Origin of the sequence: Pseudomonas sp. YQ_6 (assembly GCF_043103245.1) — a bacterium.
Taxonomy (GTDB): Bacteria; Pseudomonadota; Gammaproteobacteria; order Pseudomonadales; family Pseudomonadaceae; genus Aquipseudomonas; species Aquipseudomonas alloputida.
On the sequence record NZ_JBICJR010000053.1, the window covers coordinates 47857 to 71937 of the forward strand.

The following is a 24081-nucleotide window of genomic DNA, read 5'->3' on the forward strand; positions in this document are numbered from 1 at the left end:
AGACCATGACCACGACTGATACGCGCCCGTCTCCTTCGCCGCTGCAGCAGGACTACCAGCGCTTTCTCCTGCTGGGCAGTCGCCGTGCCCCCTATATGCTGCATGTGCACGAAACCGGCTACCGCTCCGGCACCATCAACACCGATGCACTTGGTTTGCGCTACAGCCATTGCGCCGGCAAGCGCTTTTCGGCGGCCGAGCACGGTGGTGCGTCGCGCATCAACCTGCTGGTCGGCGGCTCCACAGCCCTGGGCATCGGCGCCAGCTCCGACGAACACACGGTGGCCTCGCACCTGTCGATGCTCACGGGCGAAGTCTGGCTGAGCCTGGCCGGCTGCGGGCTCAACGCCACCCAGGAATTGATGATGTTCCTGACCCACCAGCACCGCCTTGGCCAACTCGGCCATGTGGTGGTGCTCAGTGGCCTCAACAGCCTGGCCCACGAAGCCCTGTGTGAAGTCCTCGCAGGTACCAACGACCCGCAGCACGCCAAGGCCTACCAGGCTTTTCTCAACAGTTTCAGCGAAGGCATGCAGCCCTGCGCACCACCCCGTCGGCAGTCGCTGTGGCGGCGCATCGGCCAGGCGCTGGCCCCTCCCGTGGTCACAGCCCCGGTCAGCTGGCCATTGTCCTCCCCGGAAAAACGACTGGCCCGTGCCGCCGACAACATTGGCCGCACCTTGCGCCAATGGGACCGTCTGCTGGCAGACAGCCACGCCACGCTCACCTTCATCCTGCAACCACTGCTGCCCTGGTGCCGGGATACCCTGCCCGCCGGCGAGCAAGCCATGCTGACCGCGCTGCAGCAACAACCGGCCAACTTCGACCGGCTACTGGAGGGGGCATTCGACAGACAGTTGCATTCGGCATTTTTCCGCCGTATCAAAAGCCAGGCCGACCCGGTGCCCTGCTACGACATGAACTGCATGCTCGACAGCTCGCCCGTGTTCGGCGCCGACCTGTTCATCGACCGCCTGCACCTGAACGATCTGGGCAACAATGCCTTGGCCAAGGTGATCACCGCCAAGCTTGGGTTGGCCCAGGAAAAACATGCCCAGCGCAAGGTCACGCCGATCAAGCTCGTCTGACAGTTGTCGAGTGGTCTTTCGGCCACCCCCTTTGGGTGGCTAGAATACGTCGTCGTTACGATTTGCCCGAGGCGCACGTTTGACCGCCATGAACACCGAAGCCGTCCATCCGTACTTGGCCACCCATGGGGTTTGCCTGTGAGCCTTGTGCGACGCCTGCCCCCGCTGTTGGCTGCGCTGATGCCACTGGCCGCGCAAGCGCTGGAGGTACGCATCGACCCTCATGCCGACCTGCTCTACCGTCAGGCCTTGCCGCTACTGGAGCAGGCCGACAACCAGGACGACGCTGCCAGCACGCTGCGCACCGCAGTGGGCGGCGACCCTGAGCTTAGCCGCCAGGGCCAGGCCATGGCTCACACCTTGCCGACAGCGGTTGCCCTGCTGAAAAAATCGGTAGAACTTGGCCACCCGGTCGCACAGTACCGTCTGGCGCTGTATTACATGACGTACCTGCCCGCCGCGCAAATCCCGGAGGCCGCCTGCCCGTTGCTCGAGGCCAGCCTCCAGCAGGGGTTTGCCGCACCGGCGCCCGCCATCGCCACCTGGTGCCGGCCCTACAACGTCAGCAGCGAGTACCGTACAGCGCTGGAGGCCATCCCCAGCATGGCCACCGTGTACGCCCCCTACTACCCGCAACCGGCCACACGCCTGGCTTGCAACCGCAGCCGGCCACAAGGCCTGGAAATGCTATGGGGGCGTCAGCGCGATTACCAGGCCGAGGTGTACCGCCTGCTTGGCGACCTCGACCCACAGCAGCGCACGAGCCTGCTGCAGAAAGCCGTAGACATCAATGGCTGCGCAACGGCGCAACAGCTGCTGACCAGCCGCCCATAACCCAGGGTCATTCGGGGCCGCCTTGCGGCCCTGTTGTCAGTTGGCCACTGAGGTTGAGGCGAACACGCCTCGACCAGCAAGATCGTTCAAGCCATCCCCTGCCCCGTCTGTCATGCTGGTCTGCCACGTAGCCGCCATGCAGCCATCATGCCCCACATCGCCCGCCAAGCCTTTCTTCACGGCGCCATTGCCATTCTCCCGTTGTCCCTGGCCGTTGCCCCTTGGGGCCTGCTGGCCGGTTCCATGGCCATCGAGGCCAACCTCAGCGCCTGGCAGGGGCAAGGGCTGTCGGCCATCGTCTTTGCCGGCGCCGCGCAGCTGGTGGCCATTGGCATGCTCAAGGGGGGGGCCAACCTGGCGTCGATCCTGCTCACCACCCTGCTGCTTACCTCGCAGCACCTGCTGTATGGCCTGTCGATGCGACCGGTACTGTCCAGCCAGCCGCTGCGCTGGCGCCTGGGCCTGGGCTTTCTGCTGACCGACGAATTCTTCGCCCTGACCAGCCAGTACGACCAGCAGCAATTCAACCGCTGGTATGCCTTAGGGGTTGGCCTGACCTTCTACATCGCCTGGAACCTGTTCACCCTGGCCGGCATACTGCTAGGCCAGAATATTCCACACCTGGACCAATTCGGTCTGGATTTCTCCATTGTCGCCACTTTTGTCGCCCTGATCGCGCCCCTGGTGCGCAACCTGGCCACCGTAGTGTGCGTAGCCGTGTCGCTGTTCTGTTCAGTGCTGTTCAGTTACTGGCACTGGGAAACCGCCCTGGTGGTCGCAGGCCTGCTGGGCATGAGCGCCGGGTTCATCTGCCAGAAATTCGCCGGAGCCCGCGCATGACCTGGATCCTGATATTCGCCATGGGCGCCATCGTGTTCCTCAACCGCTACGCATTCCTGGAGCCGCGCCTGCCCTTGCGCCTGAGCTCGAATGCCCGGCAGTTTCTCGGCTTTGCCGTGCCGGGCATGCTCACCGCCATCTGCGGCCCGATCGTCTTCATGGCTGACCACCAGCTTAACCTGAGCCTGCTCAACCCCTACCTGCTGGGCTCCCTTGTGGCCATCGCCCTGGTGCTGTTGACCCGCAGCGTGTTGCTGAGCATGCTGGTGAGCATGTTGATCTTCTTCCTTCTGCGCAGCTGGCTGGCATGAGCCCGCCCTTGCGCGAGCAGACACACCTCTGGCAGGCGCCAGCCCTTGGCGACGTCGAGATGCTGCACGCTCGCTACTATCAGCAGCGCTTTGCCCCGCATGTGCACGAGGGCTATGTATTCACCGTGATCGAGTCGGGCGCCCAGCGCTTCTGGCACCGCGGCAGCGAGCACCTGGCACCGGTCGGCAGCATGGTGCTCATCAACCCCGACGAACTGCATACCGGCGCTACGGCCCATGAAGCCGGCTGGCGTTATCGCGGCTTCTATCCCGAGCACGAGCGGGTCACCGGTGTGCTCGACGAACTGGAACTGGGCCGCCACGGCATGCCCAGCTTCAAGGACAGCGTGATCCATGACCCGGCCCTGGCCCTCGCTTTCAGCCAGCTGCATCAGTTGTCCGAAGCCAGCGCCAGCGCCTTGCAGCAGCAGACGGCCTGGCGCCAGGCGGTGCTGGCCCTGGTGCAGCGGCACGGGCAGTGCGCCGAGCCTTCGGCCCCTGGCCACGAACCCCTGGCCGTAGCCCGCGCCCGCGAACTGCTGGAAAGCCAACTGGCCGACCCGCCCTCACTGGAAGCGCTGGCGGCAGCAGTCAACCTGTCGCCGTTCCACTTCGCCCGGGTGTTCCGCCAGGCCACCGGACTGCCACCCCATGCCTGGCTGAAGCAACGCCGCCTGGCCCGCGCCCGCGAAATGCTGAAGCACGGCCTGGCCGCTTCGCAAGTGGCGTTCGACCTCGGCTTTGCCGACCAGAGCCATTTGAGCCGGCAGTTCAAGCAAGCCTATGGGGTGACCCCGGGGGCGTATCGGCAAGCCTGCGTTCACTCTGCTCTACGCGCGTGAAAGGGCGGCAGCGCCCTCTCCAACTTGCGTCTATGCGCCAGGCCAAGCTATGTACGATTGTTGATATCTGGGCCACGTCCTTTCATGTTCCAGCGCACTGGCGCGATGAATAACATGAGCGTCATCCAGATAAAGGTTGCCGGCCCCGCAAGCACGAAGACCAAACTGGCAATCAACCCTGATACGGCATCACCCATCACGGCGGTGAAGTAATAGAGGGAAAAATTCCTGCCCACTTCATGTTCCCTCGACAGGCACTGGATGTTGGTCACGATTGCGATATCGACAAATGCACCAATGAAGCCAACCAGGAACAGAATCAACAGGAACAGCCAGTTATTGAATTGAAGCGCCACTGCTGCAGCAAAAAACAGCCCGCCATAGAGCATCCAGTAACGCAGCACCAATCCTGCGGTTGTACGCGGATTGAAGCGCGTGTAGAGCATGCCCCCCACCACCGTGCCTGCCGCAAGCAGTGAAAACACGTATCCAACCGCCGCTTCAGAGGCGAAGTGCTCCAGCACCGATGCTGGAAGGATAAAGCGAATCACCGACGTGGCGAACATCGCACAGAGTGTGGTGCAGCCAATGACAGCGAACAACGGCGCATTGCCGGCCCTCAACTGACTCACACTGCCCGCCGCATCCCTGATTATGGCGCACCCATCGAATGCCTGTTGGACACTACGCCTGGCAGGCGTCAGGGTAGCGATACAAATGGCCGACACGACAAGGCACATTGCAAAAAACAAGAAAGTGGCTTCTCGAGACAGCAGTAACACACAGGCCGAAAAGACCAGCGGCCCGAGGATCGAGGCGGCGTCCTCGATTACCTGGATACCGCTGTTCACCGTGGCTAACTCATCCTTTTCGACAAGGTCCGGAAAGTACGCGCGAAACGTAGGCACATAAAGGCATTCGAGCGCTGTCATGACCATTGCGAGGCCCACCAACGCAAGTAATACTGGCGTGAACACGCTGAACAAGGCAAAGAAGGAAAGTGCCAGCAGGCCTTTTGTCACCTCGATTGCTAACAGTGTGTGTTTCTTGTTGGTGTTATCTGCCAGCCAGCCACCCAATGGCGAAAACACCACACTTGGCAAGTAACGAAAAAAGTAGGCGATGCCGATCAAAAGCATATCCGCATCTGTGATGGACACGATCGCCACGGCAAATGCAGCCTCGAAGGCAAATTCACCACATTTGGAAAAGCTGTAGCCCAGCGACAGCGAACGCGTTCCGGGGTTAAGGCGCAATGCCAGCATTAGCGGGTACTTCCTGGCGACATCGCTCCTGAACACTCGGATTGCAGATTCATATGGGCACTCCTTTGAGCCGATTGAGATTGCCAAATATTGGCCAACTCAATCTAAGACTCGGCCAGGATTGAGCTCAACATGAAAGTTGTAACAACGCCGATGCTTTCTGTAAGCGAAAATCAGAAACCCGGAATTTTCCTACAACAACCATTCTTTGAATGCAGACCCGCCGGCATTTTCCCGACTGTGCAGTTGAGCACTTCAAAAGGTCACGTTCAGAAACCGAGCCCTGAATCCCTTGCACGGCATGAGCATCAAATTTAAACATGCTGTTTATAAGTAACGAGTTGTTACTGCGCCGCAAGAGCAGCCACTGGCAGCTGCCGCAGCGCACCTTGCAAAGGCCGCAAGACCCTGGCCAACCCTCTGCTACACTGACAAGGCTGAATGGAGGATCCTGCCATGTCCGAAAGAGAGCTCACCACCCTTCTGTCGTTGATGAACCAGCGCCAGGCCTGTCTGAGCAGTGCCTGCAAGGAGATTGCCGACTGGATCGACCGGCAGGGCGATGTGCCCGCCGCCGGCAAGATCCGCGCTAGCCTGAAGGCACTGGAGGCCGATGAGGCCCAGGTTCGCAAGACCCTGACGTCGCTGACCCTCGACAGACCGCTGCCGCGCTTTCGTAGCTGAAAGGCGCAGTTGAAAAAGAAAAGGGCCGCTGAACGCGGCCCTTTGATCTGTCAGTGGTTCATGTGCATGTGATCATGCCCACCACCCGCGTCGGCGTTGAGCGCACGCACTTGCGCCTGAACTTCCAGGGTTTCCTTGGCGCCCTTGGCATCCTCGATGGTCAGGGTCAGAGGCACTTTGTCACCCTCCTTCACCTGATTGTGCAGGCCCATCAGCATGACATGCAGGCCATTCGGGTCCAGTGTCACTGCCTTGCCGGCTGGCAATTCGATAGCCTTGACCTCACGCATGCCCATCACGTCACCGTTCATGGTCATCTCGTGCACCTGCACGGTTTTGGCCACGGGCGAAGCAACACCCACCAGCTTGCTGTCACTGCTGGCGGTCAGGACCATGAAAGCACCGGTGGACTGCTGGTGCGGCACGCTGGCACGCACCCAGGCATCACTCACGGTGGTCTGGGCCATGGCCGGCAGGGCCAGCCCCATCAGTACCAGGGCAGCCAAACCGCGTTTGATCGGTTGCATCGACATTCAGCAGATCTCCATCAGGGTGACCAGATCTTCGGCGCATTCCTTGGCGTTCAGGGAATGGCCCAGGCTCAGGCGCAGGGTGCCACGTGTATCGTAGACGTAGCTGGTGGACGAGTGAGAAATGGTGTAGGTGTCTCCGGCCGGAACCTTCTCGTAGAACACCTTGAATTCCTTGGCCACGGCGGCAATTTCCTCGGGGGAGCCGGTCAGTGCGGTGAACGTCGGGTCGAAGGCCTTGACGTAAGCATCGAGCACCTCGGGCGTGTCGCGCTCCGGGTCAAGGGTGATGAACACCACCTGGAACAGGTCGCGGTCGCGGCCCCTCAGCAGCTTGCGAATTTGCGCCGCCCGCGCCAGCGTGGTCGGGCAGACGGCCGGGCACTGGGTGAAGCCGAAGAAAACCATCGGCATGCTGCCGTAGAAGCTCGACAGGGTGCGCACGTTACCTTGCGGGTCTTTGAGGCTGAACTTGCGCCCGAGGATTTCGTTGCTCATGTTCTTGCCGTACTTGAACTCGAGCCCCCGGGCCGGGCTGCAGCCTGCCAGCAGGCCAAGCCCGAGAACGCCCATGCCGGCGACAACCGCACGCCGGGTCAAAAGATCATTCATGAAACCATCCTTTAAAGGGAAGGTGCCGGCCCTCGGGACGGGCCGGTCGAAAAACCGGGGCATTCTGGCATGACACCCAGAGGGGTTCTACCCGACCAACGCGGGGATGGCCTGCAGCCCTTTGAATACGGGCTGCGGCCTGTTGTCGCAGGGGTTGAAACCGTAACACTTTGTTGCTAAGGGAACCGCCTTCAACTCAGTAGTAGGCGTTTTCTTTCTGGCTGTGGTCAGTCACGTCACGCACGCCCTTCAGCTCCGGAATACGCTCGAGCAGGGTGCGCTCGATGCCTTCCTTCAGGGTGACATCGGCCTGGCCGCAACCCTGGCAGCCACCACCGAACTGCAGCACGGCAATGCCGTCGTCGACCACGTCCACCAGGCTCACCTGGCCGCCATGGCTGGCCAGGCCGGGGTTGATCTCGGTCTGCAGGTAGTAGTTGATACGTTCGTTGATCGGGCTGTCTTCGTTGACCATCGGCACCTTGGCGTTTGGCGCCTTGATGGTCAGCTGGCCACCCATGCGGTCGGTGGCGTAGTCGACCAGCGCGTCTTCCAGGAACGGTACGCTGACGGCGTCCAGGTAAGCAGTGAAGCTTTTCAGACCCACGGCGGTGTCGTCAGGCTTCTCTTCGCCCGGCTTGCAGTAGGCGATGCACGTCTCGGCGTACTGGGTGCCCGGCTGGGTGATGAAAATGCGAATGCCGATGCCGGGCGTATTCTGCTTGGAGAGCAGATCGGCCAGGTAGTCATGGGCGGCGTCGGTAATGGTTATAGCGCTCATGTAGGTTCCTCACAGACTTGCGGCCAAGTGTACGCCAACCCAGCCTTCGAACAAAGTCCTAGCAATTGACTCGGGAAAGCGCATATTCAGGGGCCGGCCCCCGTTGCGCCGCCAGCCAGGCCTGCATTCGCCGGTACAGGCCGCGCTCCAGCCACTGGTAGCTGAACCACGACATTAGTCCAATGGACGGCACGCACAGGGCGAACGTCAGGAACGGGTTCAGCTGCAGCCGCTGGCTGGCGAACCAACCGGCATACAGCACCAGCACATGAATCAGGTACACCGAGTACGAACAGTCGCCAAGGGCCTTGAGCAGCCGATTGCCCTGGAACAGCGGCTCCATGGCCACGAAGGCCAGGACGACCATCGCACTCGGTAACCCCCAATGCAGCAAGCGCTGGGAAGCGTCCAGATAGTAGATCGCCATGCCCGCCACACCCAGCAACGCCAGCGGCAACCACCGCCCCTGGCGGATCAGCCCGCGGCGGTACAGGACGCCGACACCAATGCCCAGCAGAAACTCATAGATGATGTCGTTGTTGTAGAAGCGGCTGACCACGCCCATGCGCCCCAGTACCTCACTGACCAGCAACAGAGCGGCAGTCACCAGCAGCAGGTGATGCCGTTGGCGTACCAGGAAGGCCAGGCCGAACAGCAGGTAGAAGAACATCTCGAAGTTCAGCGTCCAGCCCACGTTCAGGGTCGGGTACAGGCCGTAGCCACCTGGGTTTTCCGCCGGGATGAACAGCAGCGACAGGAACAGGTGCCGCCAGTCAAACGCCTGATGTGGCATCCATTGGCTGAATGCCAGCAGCAACATGGCCATCAAGGCTGTGTAGAACCAGTAGGCAGGGACGATGCGCAGCGCCCGATTGAGCAGGAACTGGCGCGGTTCGATGGTTTTATCGCGGGTCGACAGGTAGATGACCAGCCCACTGATGACGAAGAAGATGTCGACGCCTACGGCGCCACGGTCGGTGAGCAGTTGGCCGATGGGGCCGGTGGCGTGGAAGTCGAAGAAGATCTGCATGAAATGGTGGCAGACCACCACCCAGGCGGCGAACGCCCGCAGTGCCTGAAGCGAATACAGCATGGAATACCCTGCGCTTGGCGGTGCATTGAGGCCCGTATCGAGTGCAGAGGCCAGCGCCAGCCTTGAGAGCAGCGCCGTACCTGTGTAGGAGCGGGTTCACCCGCGAAGGGCTGCAAAGCAGCCCCCTTTGCAATCGATCAAGACCACCCACCCGTTCCGACCGCAAGGTACTAGGAAAGGTCAGCCAACCCGATCAGAGGTTCTCGTAGCGGTTCATGTCCAGCACGCCCGCCTCGACCGGTTCGGTCTCCTTGATATAGCTGTTCAGGTCGTGGAAGTAGTGCCAGAACGCTGGGTGACTGCGGCGCACACCCCAGCGCATGACAATGCGCTCGAACTTCGCCGCGTCATCTTTGGCATACTCCATGTCCTCGACGAACTCCGGCACATCCGTGGTCGGGATGTTGAAGATGAAGTTCGGGTAGCTGCTGAGCACCCCCGGGTACAGGGTCAGGGTATCCAGCCCCGGCTGGTAGCGGTACGCCTCACCCAGCAGGAACGCCACGTTGCTGTGCGCGCGGTTGCGCAGCAGGCTGTACACCTGACGCTGGCCGCCCTGCCCTTCGATACGCAGCATGGTCGCCTCGGGCAACTGGTTGATCACCTTCAGCCCGGCCGCCGGGCGCGACACCAGACGGCTGAGCGACTGCTCGGCATTGCGGAACTCTTCGCTCATCTGCGGCCGTGAGCAGAACGCGCCCTGGCAGCGGTTGATCGGGTCCGGTGCGGCATTCAGGCTGCCGGTGCGCTGCAGCAGCTTCAGGCCAAAGTCGCGTTTGGGGTTGCGCGGGTCGAGCTTGATGCCGCTCGGGGTGTCGGTGTCGATGTCTTCATAATCCATCCACATCTTCACCTTGCCACTGTTCTGGTACCAGTCGCCAAGGATCGCCTTGCGCTGGTCGGCTGGCATCAGGCGCAGGAAGTTGACCTCGGCACCATTGCGGATCAGGTCGAAGTACAGGCGCGTCTGCAACTGGTGCGAAACGTTGCCATACACATCGAAGTTGACCGCCAGCTGGTAATAGGTGCGCTCGAACAACGGGTAGTCGAACAACCACACGGTCAGCGGCACATCCCCCACCAAGCCCTTGGTCACCGATGCGCTGTCGAAGTGGCGGAAGATGCTCAGCAGCGCGTTGTCGTTACCGGCCCACAGCGTCGACCATCTCGGTGCCGGCATTTCGGCATAGGCTTCACGGCGCAGTTTCTCGTAGTCGTTGCGCTTGTCACGATAGGCGTGCCACAGGCTCAGCACACTGCCCACGTCATCGATCTGACCAGGCATGGCCAGCAGCGGGGTAGCCTCGCCCCGGTACTCGGCATCGGTGACGTAGCGATCGAAGGCCGGCTCCTGGAACAGCGCCCAGAAGTTGTCGCGGATCACGTCAGTGGCAATCTGCCCGCGGCACACCGGGCCACGGATGAAGGTGCGCACGAAATACTCGGCGTTATCCAGCATGAACTGGTAGCGCGCCACTGCCGGGATCGCCTCGAAGGTTTCAAACGGATTGGCCCGGTGGCGCGGACCGTAGCCCGGAAGCGCGGCGGCATGCCAGTCGCCGGCATAGAACAGCTGCTTCACGCGCTTGAGCTTCTGCGGCCCCATCGGGTAGGTGATGTGCGTCTTGTGCACGATCACGCCCTGCACCGGGATCAACCGGTAGTAGAAGTCCGTGCCCGGCGGGTCGTTGGGGCGTCGGGTGGCAATGATATCGACCGGCTTGCCACTTGGCGTGCGCGAACGCACCCACTGGAAGAAGTGGCCCTGCTCGCCGCCAGCGAAATAGATGTGCGCCAAAAACAGGTGCTCGTACAGCCAGCGTCCCACCAGCGCCTCGGTGGAACCCGGGCGGTTGAGCAGTTCTTCCCACTCTGCGATCTGCCTGGCTTCGGCCGCGCTAGGCTGGATCGGCTGGTACTCCACTGGCGCACCAGCTGCCAGCCAGCGGCGCATGGTGGCGTATTCGTCCTCGGTCAGCCCGGTCACCGCCAGCGGCATGCCCTCCTTGGGGTGTGCGCCGGCATAGGCGTCGAACTCATGGGGCAACGGGCACATGTTGTTGCGGCTCAGGCCCAGGACGATCTCTTCGGGTAGCTTGGCGTTGGGCGTAAGCGGGGCCTTGTGGCCCAACTCCAGCATGCGCGCCATCAGCGCGGCCTGACCGCCCTGGTTGTCGAGCACCGAGTAGAAGCCCTTCTTGCGCCATTGCTCTTCGCTGTGGGCGTCGTAGAAAAGCCGCGTGGTGGGCACCGCCTTGCTCCGCTCGCCCTGGTACACCGGGACCTTGCTGGCCCCGCGTACCGCGCCTTCAGGGCTTTCCAGCTTGAGCTGGCAGGCGGCGTCGTTGCAGGCATGGCAGGCCACGCACTTCTCGGTAAAGATCGGTTGAATGTCCCGGGTGTAGGAAATAGCCGGGCTCGACTGGGGGGCCTGCCCGAAGACCGCGCCGCTGATGAGCAGGGCGAAGGCGCCGGCAAGGATACGATGCACCATGTGCGGAAAGTCCTGGTTCTTGAAAGCCATCACGATTTGTTGCCTGGTCGTCCTGGGTGCTTTGCGCTGCCTCCGCCCGCCCAACATGAGCAGTTTTCATGCAAATGGGCGACATGCCTAAAAACCGCGCAGCTTTGTTATGATTCGGCACCTTCTGATATTCGCCCGACCAGGTAGTTCCTATGTCCGACCGCAGCGCTCGTCTCCAAGCACTCCAGAACGCACTCAAAGAGCGCATCCTGATCCTCGACGGCGGCATGGGTACTATGATCCAAAGCTACCGTCTGGAGGAACACGACTATCGTGGCACGCGTTTTGCCGATTGGCCAAGCGATGTGAAGGGTAACAACGACTTGTTGCTGCTCAGCCGCCCCGACGTGATCGCCGCCATCGAGAAGGCCTACCTGGATGCCGGTGCCGATATTCTCGAAACCAACACCTTCAACGCCACGCAGATTTCCCAGGCCGACTACGGCATGGAGTCGTTGGTTTACGAGCTGAACGTCGAAGGCGCGCGCATCGCTCGCCAGGTTGCCGATGCCAAGACCCTGGAGACGCCGGACAAGCCGCGCTTCGTTGCCGGCGTGCTCGGCCCTACCAGCCGAACCTGTTCGATTTCCCCAGACGTCAACGACCCTGGGTTCCGCAACGTCACCTTCGACGAGTTGGTCGAAAACTACATCGAGGCCACCCGCGGCCTGATCGAAGGCGGCGCCGACCTGATCCTGATCGAAACCATCTTCGACACCCTCAACGCCAAGGCGGCGATCTTCGCCGTGCAGCAAGTGTTCGAGGAGGACAACGTCGAACTGCCGATCATGATCTCCGGCACCATCACCGACGCCTCCGGCCGTACCCTGTCGGGGCAGACCACCGAAGCGTTCTGGAACTCGGTGCGTCACGCCAAGCCGATTTCCGTGGGCCTGAACTGCGCCCTCGGCGCCAAGGACCTGCGCCCGTACCTGGAAGAACTGGCGACCAAGGCCGATACCCACGTGTCCGCCCACCCCAATGCCGGCCTGCCGAACGCCTTCGGTGAGTACGACGAAACCCCGGCCGAGATGGCCGTGGTGGTCGAGGAGTTCGCCGCCAGCGGTTTCCTCAACATCATCGGCGGCTGCTGCGGTACCACGCCGGGGCACATCCAGGCGATCGCCGAAGCCGTGGCCAAGTACAAGCCACGCGAGATCCCGGAAATCGCCAAGGCCTGCCGCCTGTCGGGCCTGGAACCGTTCACCATCGACCGCCAGTCGCTGTTCGTCAACGTCGGTGAGCGCACCAACATCACCGGTTCCGCCAAATTCGCCCGGCTGATCCGCGAAGAGAACTATACCGAAGCCCTGGAAGTCGCCCTGCAGCAGGTCGAGGCCGGCGCCCAGGTAATCGACATCAACATGGACGAAGGGATGCTCGACTCCCAGGCAGCCATGGTCCGGTTCCTCAACCTGATCGCGGGTGAGCCGGACATCTCGCGCGTACCGATCATGATCGACTCGTCCAAGTGGGAAGTGATCGAAGCCGGCCTCAAGTGCATCCAGGGCAAGGGCATCGTCAACTCCATTTCCATGAAGGAAGGCGTCGAGCAGTTCAAGCACCACGCCCGCCTGTGCAAGCGCTATGGCGCTGCCGTGGTGGTCATGGCCTTCGACGAAGTCGGCCAGGCCGACACTGCCGCGCGCAAGAAGGAAATCTGCCAGCGCAGCTATGACATCCTGGTCAACGAAGTGGGCTTCCCGCCAGAAGACATCATCTTCGACCCGAACATCTTCGCCGTCGCCACCGGTATCGAAGAGCACAACAACTACGCCGTCGACTTCATCGAAGCCTGTGCCTATATCCGCGATCACCTGCCCCACGCCCTGAGCTCGGGTGGCGTGTCCAACGTGTCGTTCTCGTTCCGTGGCAACAACCCGGTGCGTGAGGCGATCCACTCGGTGTTCCTGTATCACGCGATCCAGAACGGCCTGACCATGGGTATCGTCAACGCCGGCCAGTTGGAGATCTACGACGAGATCCCGGCCCAGCTGCGTGAAAAGGTCGAGGACGTGGTGCTCAACCGCACCCCGCATGGCACCGATGCACTGCTGGCCATCGCCGACGACTACAAAGGTGGCGGCGCAACCAAGGAAGTGGAAAACGAAGAGTGGCGCTCGCTGCCGGTGGAAAAACGCCTGGAGCACGCGCTGGTCAAGGGCATCACCGCGTTCATCGTCGAAGACACCGAAGCATGCCGCCAGCAGTGCGCGCGCCCCATCGAAGTGATCGAAGGCCCGCTGATGAACGGCATGAACGTGGTCGGCGACCTGTTCGGCGCGGGCAAGATGTTCCTGCCGCAGGTGGTCAAGTCGGCCCGCGTCATGAAACAGGCCGTTGCTCACCTGATCCCCTTCATCGAAGCCGAAAAAGGCGACAAGCCGGAAGCCAAGGGCAAGATCCTGATGGCCACGGTGAAAGGCGACGTGCACGACATCGGCAAGAACATTGTCGGCGTGGTGCTGGGCTGTAACGGTTACGACATCGTCGACCTTGGCGTGATGGTGCCAGCGGAGAAGATCCTGCAGACAGCCCGCGAGCAGAAGTGCGACATCATCGGCCTGTCCGGCCTGATTACCCCGTCGCTGGACGAAATGGTCCACGTTGCCCGCGAAATGCAGCGCCAGGGCTTCGAACTGCCGCTGATGATCGGTGGCGCCACCACCTCCAAGGCGCACACGGCGGTCAAGATCGAGCCCAAGTACAGCAACGACGCAGTCATCTACGTCACCGACGCTTCGCGCGCGGTCGGCGTGGCCACCCAGTTGCTGTCCAAAGAACTCAAGCCGGGCTTCGTCGAGAAGACCCGCCTGGAATACGTGGACGTGCGCGAGCGCACCGCCAACCGCAGCGCCCGCACCGAGCGCCTCAGCTACGCCCAGGCGATCGCTGCCAAGCCGCAATACGACTGGGCCAGCTACCAGCCAGCGGTGCCCTCCTTCACCGGCGTCAAGGTGCTGGAAGACATCGATTTGCGCACCCTGGCCCAGTACATCGACTGGACCCCGTTCTTCATCTCCTGGGACCTGGCCGGCAAGTTCCCGCGCATCCTCACTGACGAGGTGGTTGGCGAGGCTGCTACGGCGCTGTACAAGGATGCCCGCGAGATGCTCGACAAGCTGATCGACGAGAAGCTGATCAGCGCCCGCGCGGTATTCGGCTTCTGGCCGGCCAACCAGGTGCACGATGACGACATCGAAGTCTACGGCGAAGACGGCCAGGCACTGGCCACCCTGCACCACCTGCGCCAGCAGACCATCAAGCCAGACGGCAAGCCCAACTGGTCGCTGGCCGACTTCGTCGCACCGAAAGACAGCGGCGTGACCGACTACGTAGGCGGTTTCATCACCACCGCCGGCATCGGTGCCGAAGAAGTGGCCAAGGCTTACCAGGACAAGGGCGACGACTACAGCTCGATCATGGTCAAGGCCCTGGCCGACCGCCTGGCCGAAGCCTGTGCCGAATGGCTGCACGAGCAGGTGCGTAAAGAGCACTGGGGCTATGCCCGCGACGAGCACCTGGACAACGAGGCGCTGATCAAGGAACAGTACAGCGGAATCCGCCCTGCGCCGGGCTATCCGGCCTGCCCCGACCACACCGAAAAGGAAACCCTGTTCCGCCTGCTCGATGGCACCGCCATCGGTGAAACCGGGCCAAGCGGGGTGTACCTCACCGAGCACTTCGCGATGTTCCCGGCGGCGGCGGTCAGCGGCTGGTACTTCGCCCATCCGCAGGCGAAGTATTTTGCCGTAGGCAAGGTCGACAAGGACCAGATCGAGCGTTACAGCGCACGCAAAGGCCAGGATATCAGCGTGAGCGAGCGCTGGCTGGCGCCTAACCTGGGGTATGACAGCTAAACGACTGCGTTGGCTTCTTCGCGGGCTTGCCCACACAGGTATGAAACAGCCCTCAAGGGCATTCATTTACCTGTCGGAACGGGTTTCCCCGCGAAGAGGCCGGCACGGGCAACCTCACAACCATTGCCTACACTGTCCCTGATTGCCTCTGATTTTCCCAGGAGCCACCATGGATGATTCCAGCCAGGGCAAACCCCCGACCTTATGGCAGATGCTGCACAGCATTCTCGCTGCCGCCTTCGGCGTGCAAAGCGGCAAAAACCGCGCACGCGACTTCACCCACGGCAAGGCCAGCCATTTCATTGCGCTGGGGGCGCTGTTCACCCTGGTGTTCATTGCGGTATTGATCGGCCTGGTGCAGTTGGCCCTGCACCTGACCCGGTAACCTATGCCGGCCTATTCGCGGGTAAACCCGCTTCTACAGCGGCCTGTGTCCACCCTCGATCAGGTGTAGGAGCGGGTTTACCCGCGAATACGGTCGCGGCGGCAACGGTGAACGGCAGGTGGAAATTGGCCAGCAGGCCCGGCCCTTTCGCGGGTGAACCCGCTCCTACGACGGCCTGTGTCCAACCACCGACCTGTGTCCACCACCGATCTGTGTAGGAGCGGGTTTACCCGCGAATACGGTCGCGGCCGCAACGGTGAACGGCAGGTGGAGATTGGCCAGCAGGGCCGGCCCTTTCGCGGGTAAACCCGCTCCTACGACGGTCCTGCGCCATTCTCAAGGGACATGTTTTCACCGCGAAGAGGCGGCCACAGGCAATAATAAAGCGCCTGCGAGATTCCCTCCCGCAGACGCCCCTGCTACATCACGGTCTTGAGTTTCAAGTCACTGGTGGCTGACCCAATACACGGCAGTGACCACCACCAGAACGATCAGGCAGAGGATCGCCCAGGCATCGACACTGCTGTCAGCTTTGCGGACCTTGGTTGAGTTTCCCATTGCATTGCCTCTTGTAGTGGTTATGGGAATGCACTTCACCACCAGCAGTTAAGACGAGCAATGCCCTTCCCTCAAGCAGGGTCATTCAATATTCGACCGGAGACGCCAGAAACGGGTAACGGTACCCGGGCGGCCGCCCTTCGGCACTGTAACGCCGAAAATCGACGCCGTAGTCGTCCCTTTCCAACAGCTTCAGCCAGCGCCTGGCCTTGGCCTGATCGATTTCCTGCAATACCGGAACACGGCGCTCGCGCACGCCGTCGCGGTTCAACGCAAGCCCATGAGCGTCATCGTGCAACATCACCATGGCCCAACCGCCAAGGGTGAAATGCCCCCCCATCAGTACGCTCAAGCGCCCATCGATACGCGCGCGCAAGGCTTCGGGCGAGCTGTTGACGGCAGCGAACAGCACGTCACGCCCCGGCGTGTACCCCGCCTCCTCGAACGCCTGCATGGCACCAAAGGCCATCTGGTCATTGGCAGACCACACCAACCGGGTGGCCGGGTAACGCTCAAGCAACTGTTTCGCTTGCTCGTAGGCGCGCTGGCGGCTCCAGCCGCCGTATACCACTTGCCGCAAGCGCACCTGAGGGAAATCGGCCAGGGCGCGGCGCATGCCCTCAACGCGCAACTGCGAGGCCGGGGTGGTCTTGACCCCGGCAAAAGCCACCAGGTCCACCGGACCTGCGTCGTGAGGCAGCTGTGCGAGCAACAGGTGCAACATCTGGAAGCCTGCCTGCTCGTCGTTGCTCATCAAGGTACCCAGTGGCTCGGCGTACTTGTCGGGCTGGCCCTCGATGCTGAGGCGCTGGCTGGCGGTCAGGCCATTGTTGACCAGCAGCAGCTTCACCCCGGTGCCACGCGACAGCCGCAGGATTTCCGGTGCCACATACTGCTCGTTCACCAGCACCAGGTAATCCGGCCGCTGCGGCGCGCTCAGGATCGCCCGGGCCTGGGTCAGTGCCAGGTCGGCTCGGCGCTCGCTGTATTGCACCTGCAGGGTCATGCCCAGCTCGTCCGCGGCGGCCTGCATGAAGCGGGTATAGCTGGTCCAGAATGTCTCGTTGGACAGCCCCGGGTTGAGGAACACCACCGAAGCCGGTTGCGCATTTGCCACCAGTGGCAAGGCAAGGCACAAGCTTTGGCACAAGGCCTTGAGCATGGGGTCACATCTCTGCGAAGCAAACGCCGGATTATAAACGCATGGCGATGCTCAGCGCACAAATGGCAGTCAATCTCACATAGTCCATTTGGTTCTTTTCATATGCAAAAACATCACTTTAGCGCATAACCGCAACCTGCTATCGTTCCCCGGCTCCGTACCGGAGTGCGCGGCCGTGCGCGCGAATAGCTGCATGCCTGAGACAGGACTTTTATGTACGTATACGACGAGTACGATCAGCGGATCATCGAGGACCGCGTCAAGCAGTTCCGTGATCAGACCCGCCGCTACCTGGCCGGTGAGCTGAGCGAAGAAGAATTCCGCCCTCTGCGCCTGCAGAACGGCCTTTACATCCAACGTTTCGCGCCGATGCTGCGTGTCGCGGTGCCGTACGGCCAGCTGAACGCCAACCAGGTCCGCACCCTGGCAAAGATCGCTCGCGACTATGACAAGGGCTATGCCCACATTTCCACCCGCCAGAACGTGCAGTTCAACTGGCCGGCGCTGGAAGACATTCCGGACATCCTCGCCGAACTGGCCACCGTGCAGATGCACGCGATCCAGACCAGCGGCAACTGCCTGCGCAACACCACCACCGACCAGTTCGCCGGTGTGGCCGCTGACGAAATCGTCGACCCGCGCCCGTGGTGTGAAATCGTCCGTCAGTGGACCACCTTCCACCCGGAATTCGCCTACCTGCCACGCAAGTTCAAGATCGCCATCAACGGCTCGCAGGAAGACCGCGCAGCCATCGAAGTGCACGACATTGGCCTGGAGCCGGTGCGCAACGCTGCCGGCGAACTGGGCTTCCGTGTGCTGGTCGGTGGTGGCCTGGGCCGTACCCCGGTGGTGGGCTCGTTCATCAACGAATTCCTGCCATGGCAGGACCTGATCAGCTACCTCGACGCCATCCTGCGGGTGTACAACCGTTACGGTCGCCGTGACAACAAGTACAAGGCGCGGATCAAGATTCTGGTCAAGGCCCTTACCCCGGAAGTGTTCGCCGAAAAGGTCGAGGCCGAAATGGTCCACCTGCGTGGCGGCACCACCACCCTGACCGAAGCCGAAGTGCAGCGCGTATCGCGCCACTTCGTCGACCCCGAGTACCTCGCACTCGACAACGTCGACTACACCGCCCTGGATGCCGAGCACCCAGGGTTCGCCCGCTGGCGCTCGCGCAACACCCGCGCCCACAAACGCCCGGGCTACGTGGCTGTTACCCTGTCACTCAAGCCTACCGGTGTTGCCCCTGGCGACGTGACCGACAAGCAGCTGGACGCCGTGGCCGACCTGGCAGAACGCTACAGCTTCGGCTTCCTGCGCACCTCGCACGAGCAGAACATCATCCTCGCCGACGTCGAGCAGCGCCAACTGCACGCACTGTGGCTGGAACTGCGCGAGGGCGGCTTCGCCACCCCGAACATCGGCCTGCTGACCGACATCATCTGCTGCCCGGGTGGCGACTACTGCTCGCTGGCCAACGCCAAGTCGATCCCGATTGCCGAGTCCATCCAGCGCCGCTTCGACGACCTGGACTACCTGTTCGACATCGGCGAAATCGACCTGAACATCTCCGGCTGCATGAACGCCTGCGGCCACCACCACGTGGGCCACATCGGCATCCTCGGCGTGGACAAGAAGGGTGAGGAGTTCTACCAGGTGTCGCTGGGCGGCAACGCCGCACGCGGCGCAAGCCTGGGCAAGATCCTTGGCCCGTCCTTCGCGCAGGATGACATGGCCGATGTGATCGAGAAGCTGATCGCCGTGTACGTCGAGCAACGTACCGAGGAAGAGCGTTTCATCGACACCTACCAGCGTATCGGCATCGACCCCTTCAAGGAACGCGTCTATGCAGCGAATCATTAAGAACAACCAGATCGTCGACGAAACCTGGCACCTGCTGCCCAAGGAAACCTCGTTCGACGAGCTGACCAACTGCGACGACTACATCGTGCCGCTGCAAATGTGGCGCGACCATGCCCACGTGCTCAAGGCCCGCGATGGCGGCCTGGGTGTATGGCTGGACAGCGACCAGGAAGCAGAGGAAATCGGTGAAGACGTGCACCACTTCCAGGTCATCGCGCTGAACTTCCCGGCATTCACCGACGGCCGCAGCTACTCCAATGCGCGCCTGCTGCGTGACCGCTACAAGTTCAAAGGCGAACTGCGCGCCATCGGCGATGTGCTGCGCGACCAGCTGTTCTTCATGGCCCGCTGCGGCTTCGACGCATTCGCCATCCGTGCCGACAAGGACCCGGAAGACGCGCTGCAAAGCCTGAAGGACTTCTCGGTGACCTACCAGGCCGCCACCGACGAACCGCTGCCGCTGTTCCGCCGCCGCTGATCGTCCCGCCCCAGCGAACAGCCCGCCTCTCGGCGGGCTGTTTCGTTCACAGGCCGTGGCGCTGGATTGCCTCACGGCTCAATTCAAGCAAAAGTTGCCGTTTCGCGACCTCACGCGCTGCGCAGATATGCTCGGTTTGGGCAAAGTAGTCGCCATCGCTCAACGTCTTCGACTGTTCGAGCAACGCATCCAGGCGCTGCTGAAAAGGCTCGTCCAAGCGGCTGAAGCGCGCTGCCTGCTGCTCGTGCAGGTAGTCCTGCCAGAAGGATCGATCTGCCAGCGCCTGCGCCAAGGCTTGTGGCGTTTCCTCCCGCAGCACCTCGTTGCGCGCGGCGTCCAGGTCTTCACGGCCAACCCCACTGAAACTCTCGTGCGACAGATAGCTGGGTTGGGCAGGAAGATCGAGGCTATCTGCCAGCCTGACGCGATAGGTCAGGTAAACCTCGATGGGATCGTTCGAAAAGTAATCGGCAATATGCCGCGCCGCAATCGCGTTGACTTTGTCCAGGCGGTACAACGAACGCCCCAGCCTGACCAGCGCTCGCTCCTTCTGCAACCCAGTACCGGCTGTTCCGGCCCTGACGACCATCGCGCCAATCTCCAGCTCGCTGAGCGTCAGCAGCAACTCGTCGCTGCAACTGCGCGGTCGGGCAACTTGCTCGAACAGGCTCGCCCGTACTTCAGCGTGCTGCTCGCAGGCTTCGAGGATATGCCACACACGCGCCTGAAGGTCGCGGGGTTGTGCGTGGTATTCACGCAGGACGCGTAAATCAGAGAAAAAGCGAAACAGATCCTGCGCCCCGGCTTCCTGGCTCAAGCGGTTCCAGATCGCCAATCGCACCTCGCGCTGGGCTGGCGTGAATCCTGAAAACCAAGGGGCTGCAGCGTTCGGGATCGAAGTGGCATGAGCTGCACGTCGACGCTCAGCGGCCCCTGCCGACGCCCTGGCCAACTGCAAGCGCTGCAGGGTTTCGTCCGAAAGTGGATTGTCGTGCAGCTCCAGGCCGCGCAACAAGCGAAGCGGCACTAAAGACAATGCTTCGGGCAGCGTCTGGATCTGGTTGTCACGCATGTCCAGCAACTCCAGATTACCGTGCCTGGCCAGATCAGCGGGCAGTTCGCCCAACCCGGTGTTGCGCAAGGACAACCGGCGCAGCAGGGGGAAAGACGCCAAGGGTGGCAGCAAGCCTATCGGGTTACCGTTGAGCTCCAGGCGGCGCAGCTCCACAAGCTGGCTCAAACGCAGGTTATCCTCGCTGGAAAGCACGATCTGATTGCCGCCAAGGCGCAGGTTTTTCAATTCGGTCAGTTGCTCGATACCTGCAGGAAGGCGCGTCAGCCGGTTGTTCCGCAAGTCCAGGTTGCGCACCTTGCTGAAGCGACCAAGAAAGCCCGCATCAAGGCTCGTCACCTGCATATCGCGCAGGGTCAGGTGCGTGATGTGGTCAAAACTCACATTATCAGGCAGGGCCGGCAGGTCACCCACCCGCTCACCTACGAGGGTCAGGTGGTGGTCACCCGCCACCTCCCCTGGGGTAAAACGCTGCCAGCTTGCCGTAATGCGCCTGGCAACCTTGATACGACGCAGGCGGCGAACAATGTTCAGCTCTGCGTCATTTCGCCAGGCTAGCAATGCCTGCTTGAGGCTGACCTTGGCCTGTAACAGTTGGCTGACATGGTTCCACGGGTCCACCCCCCGCTGCGCCAGGTCTTGCAGGTAGACCTCCAGCTGCTCACTGCTCATCACCGGGAACACGTGGCTCAACGTGCGCCGCAGTGCCTGGCGGGTCCCTGTCAGGTGGCCACTGAGCGGGTAGCCCAAACGCCCATCGAACAACCGCACAGGTGGGCGAATCCCCTGCCCCACACGGGCCAGCCCAATCATTCGGGCCGCCGCTTCACGGTCAGCGAGTGCCTCACGCCCAAGCCGCTCACCCAGTGCGTCATCCGTCATCTGGCTAATACCAAGCAACTGTCGCTGGCGGCTGTCCAGCTGCCGTCTCAACGTCTGCAGCAACCCACCCCTCCCCGCGGCAGGCAGCTCAACGTTGACCCCAGCTGACCAAGGGGCGATGGCATCGATCAGGCCCAGCGCGAGCTTACCGGTATCGTCATTTTCTGCCGCAGCCTGGCGCAACCCTGCGCAGGCACGGTCTATCCGACTGTCGCGTATTGCCCAGCGTGCACGTTCCGCCAAGGCCAAGGGCACCCGGCCTGCGCCCGTCAGGCTCTCCATCTCGACACTGCTGGCCCCCTCGACGATTTCCCGTGCGCAGCGGTGGGAAAGGCCTGGGAAGTCCCGCATCAAGACCCGGTCTGCTGCTTGCGGGCTGATCTGTCGCTCGTTGAAGACCTCCTCGAAAGCCTCACCTCGCAACGCCGGGAAATCATGGTGCAATTGCTGGCGCTCGATGGCATCGAGCAAGCGTGCCGGCGGAGGCGCATTTTCCAGTAACAAACGGCGCAGGCAGTCAGCATCGAAACCGGTGGTCTGCAACGCCACGGATACCACCTCATCGGGCACCTGCGCCGTGCGACTGGCAAGGCGGCGCACCATGTAGGCGGCGTCATGCCAGCGCTGCGGTTGTTCGAACTCATGCACCCATCCCCCGGCACCATTGTGCTCAAGTGCCGGTACGTAGGCCTGTGGCCTCGATGGGTGATGAATACGCCATGCGCCATCGTCCCCTTCGCTCACTTCATAGACAGCATCGTGCAGGCGCCTCAGCGAGCGACCAGTTTCATTCACGGCCTGTCCTACCATCAGATCGACGCCCTCACGCTGATAGCCCGACAAGGACGGATCACACAGGCGCAACTGACCATCGCCCAGGCTTACCGGCACCAAGGCATCCACCTGGGCCACTCGCTGGGCCAGCTTGCCAAGTGCCGTCGCCCCGGCCGTCGTAACCGCCGCCATCACAACCGTGTCGGCCACGTTGAACAAGTGGCCCAATGCGGCGTCGCGATCACCCAACTGCCAGTCCTGGTAGCCTTCGTACACCTCCCCCGCCAATTGCACGACCGTAAGCCCCAGCAGGGCCTGCCCCAACACAGGCACAAACAGCGCTGCCAGGCCTGCCACGCTCAACCCCAAGTCCAGATAGCCCTGCAAACGTGCGCGACGGTCGGCGACATCTTCATCCTCTGTCGAAACCGCCAATACCCGTGCGTCATCCAGCATTTTGTCGATCCGGGCTTGGCGCAGCGCGACGAACACATCGCCCTCGATCGCAAAACAGCGGCCATCCAGCTCAAGCGGAAGAACAGTATTACCGTGGCTGAGCAGCGCACTCAGGGCCACACAGAAGGCGACGCGATCACGCTCTGCGATGAAGCGCTGGAAGTAACGCCGATAGGCTTCATTACGCAAGCGTATGCCAAGGGTCATGTACAGCAGTTCCCAGCTGGTGTGCCAACTCACCGGGGCATACGGGTCCTCAGGCAACCACGCGATAACGCCAAGCAGGCGGGCGTTCTGACGCACTTCGATCACCACTGCGCCAATAACCTTCTTGCCCAACAGCCGCAGGCTGTGACACTTCAACACGGTGTTGTCGGCTGGCAGGAAAGACCCTGTGCCCACAACCTGGGTGATCCACTGACAGGTCTGCTCATCGATTTCACCCTTGATCCTTGCGGCGATTGCAGCAAGCGCCAGGTTGGCGCTCATCGCGTCCTCCAGGGTGCTCTCGACGGCCGCCCCCTCGCCTTCAAGCTTCGCTTGCAAATGGCTTTGATAACGCCTGCCGATATCAAGGTCTCTGCAAAGGCGGACAAAGGCTTGCGCACTTAGCGGCAGCAGGTGCCCGCTAGCAGTGACCAACTGCGACCCGGCCGCGAACCAGCCAGGCTGCATTTCCTTTTCGTGGAAGTTATGCAGTGCCGCCGATAGCAGGGTCTGGGTGCTGACGATGCGTGTCGATGTGCTTGGCAAAGCAGGAGATATCGACGGTTTTGGCTGCAGGGTCACCAGCCTGAGCTGTGCCTGGCGTAGGTCTACCTGCCTGATCGAATGGGCCTCAAGTGCTCTTTTGAGCAACGAATCGGCAAACTCATCCAGGGGGGTTATGGCCCCTAGCCAGGCGTCGACTTGGTCCTGCGCCTGCTGTTGGCGCAAAGCAGCGGCGCGCAGCCTTGTCAGCTCTTGGGCAGACGCGCGCTTGAGCCAGCCTGGCAGCTGACGGGCAATCAGCGCATCGATGGAATCGGCAGGTATTACGGAACGGGTCATGGGCAGCCTCAACGCTTGATAAAAAAGCGCTAGCTGAACAAGGTTCCAATCCCCTCTGGCCCTATTTATGTAGTGAATGCACAGCTTGAAAATGTATTTGTGCCTACAGGTCAAATGACTTTGGCGCCGTAGTG

Annotated in this window: 18 protein-coding genes; 10 read left to right on the forward strand and 8 right to left on the reverse strand. The window is 61.9% G+C overall.

Annotated elements, in window-relative coordinates:
- Window positions 1-5: 5 nt before the first annotated feature.
- The 5 genes from ACF8FG_RS17470 to ACF8FG_RS17490 all read left to right on the forward strand — a co-directional run bounded on the left by ACF8FG_RS17470 (window position 6) and on the right by ACF8FG_RS17490 (window position 3915).
- On the forward strand, window positions 6-1088 hold the full coding sequence (locus ACF8FG_RS17470) for a hypothetical protein (RefSeq protein ID WP_014591621.1): 1083 nt from the start codon (window positions 6-8) through the stop codon (window positions 1086-1088).
- Window positions 1089-1226: 138 nt separating this feature from the next.
- Entirely contained in the window at window positions 1227-1922 is a 696-nt protein-coding gene (locus tag ACF8FG_RS17475) for a sel1 repeat family protein (RefSeq protein WP_014591622.1), read from the forward strand.
- A gap of 147 nt (window positions 1923-2069) precedes the next feature.
- On the forward strand, window positions 2070-2762 hold the full coding sequence (locus ACF8FG_RS17480) for an AzlC family ABC transporter permease (protein ID WP_004573762.1): 693 nt from the start codon (window positions 2070-2072) through the stop codon (window positions 2760-2762).
- Window positions 2759-3073, forward strand: coding sequence for an AzlD domain-containing protein (locus ACF8FG_RS17485; RefSeq protein WP_014591623.1), 315 nt, complete (start codon window positions 2759-2761; stop codon window positions 3071-3073). Before ACF8FG_RS17480 ends, ACF8FG_RS17485 begins: the two co-directional genes overlap by 4 nt.
- Window positions 3070-3915 carry an AraC family transcriptional regulator gene (locus ACF8FG_RS17490; protein WP_003250425.1) on the forward strand — a complete coding sequence of 282 codons (846 nt, stop codon included), beginning with the start codon at window positions 3070-3072 and terminating at the stop codon, window positions 3913-3915. The genes ACF8FG_RS17485 and ACF8FG_RS17490 overlap by 4 nt, the downstream gene beginning before the upstream one ends.
- Before the next feature lie 47 nt (window positions 3916-3962).
- Here ACF8FG_RS17490 and ACF8FG_RS17495 read toward each other — a convergent pair whose 3' ends face one another.
- Window positions 3963-5180, reverse strand: a complete 1218-nt coding sequence (locus ACF8FG_RS17495) for an MFS transporter (protein WP_134697611.1) — start codon at window positions 5178-5180, stop codon at window positions 3963-3965.
- A gap of 456 nt (window positions 5181-5636) precedes the next feature.
- Between ACF8FG_RS17495 and ACF8FG_RS17500 the strand changes: the two genes are divergently transcribed.
- Window positions 5637-5864, forward strand: a complete 228-nt coding sequence (locus tag ACF8FG_RS17500; protein WP_003250422.1) for a hypothetical protein — start codon at window positions 5637-5639, stop codon at window positions 5862-5864.
- Window positions 5865-5914: 50 nt separating this feature from the next.
- On the opposite strand, the gene ACF8FG_RS17505 is transcribed toward ACF8FG_RS17500, so the two are convergent.
- The 5 genes from ACF8FG_RS17505 to ACF8FG_RS17525 all read right to left on the reverse strand — a co-directional run bounded on the left by ACF8FG_RS17505 (window position 5915) and on the right by ACF8FG_RS17525 (window position 11374).
- Window positions 5915-6397 carry a copper chaperone PCu(A)C gene (locus tag ACF8FG_RS17505; RefSeq protein WP_019437454.1) on the reverse strand — a complete coding sequence of 161 codons (483 nt, stop codon included), beginning with the start codon at window positions 6395-6397 and terminating at the stop codon, window positions 5915-5917.
- On the reverse strand, window positions 6398-7006 hold the full coding sequence (locus ACF8FG_RS17510; RefSeq protein WP_318077659.1) for an SCO family protein: 609 nt from the start codon (window positions 7004-7006) through the stop codon (window positions 6398-6400).
- Window positions 7007-7202: 196 nt separating this feature from the next.
- Entirely contained in the window at window positions 7203-7787 is a 585-nt protein-coding gene (gene nfuA / locus ACF8FG_RS17515; RefSeq protein WP_003250416.1) for a Fe-S biogenesis protein NfuA, read from the reverse strand.
- Window positions 7788-7845: 58 nt separating this feature from the next.
- Window positions 7846-8880 (reverse strand): acyltransferase, encoded by a 1035-nt coding sequence (locus ACF8FG_RS17520; protein WP_267273822.1) that lies wholly within the window; start codon window positions 8878-8880, stop codon window positions 7846-7848.
- A 193-nt stretch (window positions 8881-9073) separates the two neighbouring features.
- Complete coding sequence (locus ACF8FG_RS17525) at window positions 9074-11374, reverse strand: fatty acid cis/trans isomerase (RefSeq protein ID WP_318077681.1); 2301 nt, start codon at window positions 11372-11374, stop codon at window positions 9074-9076.
- Between the two features lie 182 nt (window positions 11375-11556).
- Here ACF8FG_RS17525 and metH point away from each other — a divergent pair, with 182 nt between their 5' ends.
- Entirely contained in the window at window positions 11557-15264 is a 3708-nt protein-coding gene (gene metH / locus ACF8FG_RS17530; protein WP_014591630.1) for a methionine synthase, read from the forward strand.
- 169 nt (window positions 15265-15433) lie between these two features.
- Window positions 15434-15649, forward strand: coding sequence for a DUF2970 domain-containing protein (locus ACF8FG_RS17535; protein ID WP_014591631.1), 216 nt, complete (start codon window positions 15434-15436; stop codon window positions 15647-15649).
- 643 nt (window positions 15650-16292) lie between these two features.
- Here ACF8FG_RS17535 and ACF8FG_RS17540 read toward each other — a convergent pair.
- On the reverse strand, window positions 16293-17369 hold the full coding sequence (locus tag ACF8FG_RS17540; protein WP_014591632.1) for an ABC transporter substrate-binding protein: 1077 nt from the start codon (window positions 17367-17369) through the stop codon (window positions 16293-16295).
- Between the two features lie 213 nt (window positions 17370-17582).
- Between ACF8FG_RS17540 and ACF8FG_RS17545 the strand changes: the two genes are divergently transcribed.
- Both ACF8FG_RS17545 and ACF8FG_RS17550 read left to right on the forward strand, forming a co-directional pair.
- The gene (locus ACF8FG_RS17545; RefSeq protein WP_012052949.1) at window positions 17583-19235 is read left to right on the forward strand and encodes a nitrite/sulfite reductase; all 1653 of its coding nucleotides are present in this window, start codon (window positions 17583-17585) and stop codon (window positions 19233-19235) included.
- Window positions 19219-19713, forward strand: coding sequence for a DUF934 domain-containing protein (locus ACF8FG_RS17550; RefSeq protein ID WP_003250391.1), 495 nt, complete (start codon window positions 19219-19221; stop codon window positions 19711-19713). Before ACF8FG_RS17545 ends, ACF8FG_RS17550 begins: the two co-directional genes overlap by 17 nt.
- 46 nt (window positions 19714-19759) lie before the next feature.
- On the opposite strand, the gene ACF8FG_RS17555 is transcribed toward ACF8FG_RS17550, so the two are convergent.
- The gene (locus ACF8FG_RS17555) at window positions 19760-23947 is read right to left on the reverse strand and encodes an NEL-type E3 ubiquitin ligase domain-containing protein (protein ID WP_076403309.1); all 4188 of its coding nucleotides are present in this window, start codon (window positions 23945-23947) and stop codon (window positions 19760-19762) included.
- Window positions 23948-24081: the final 134 nt, after the last annotated feature.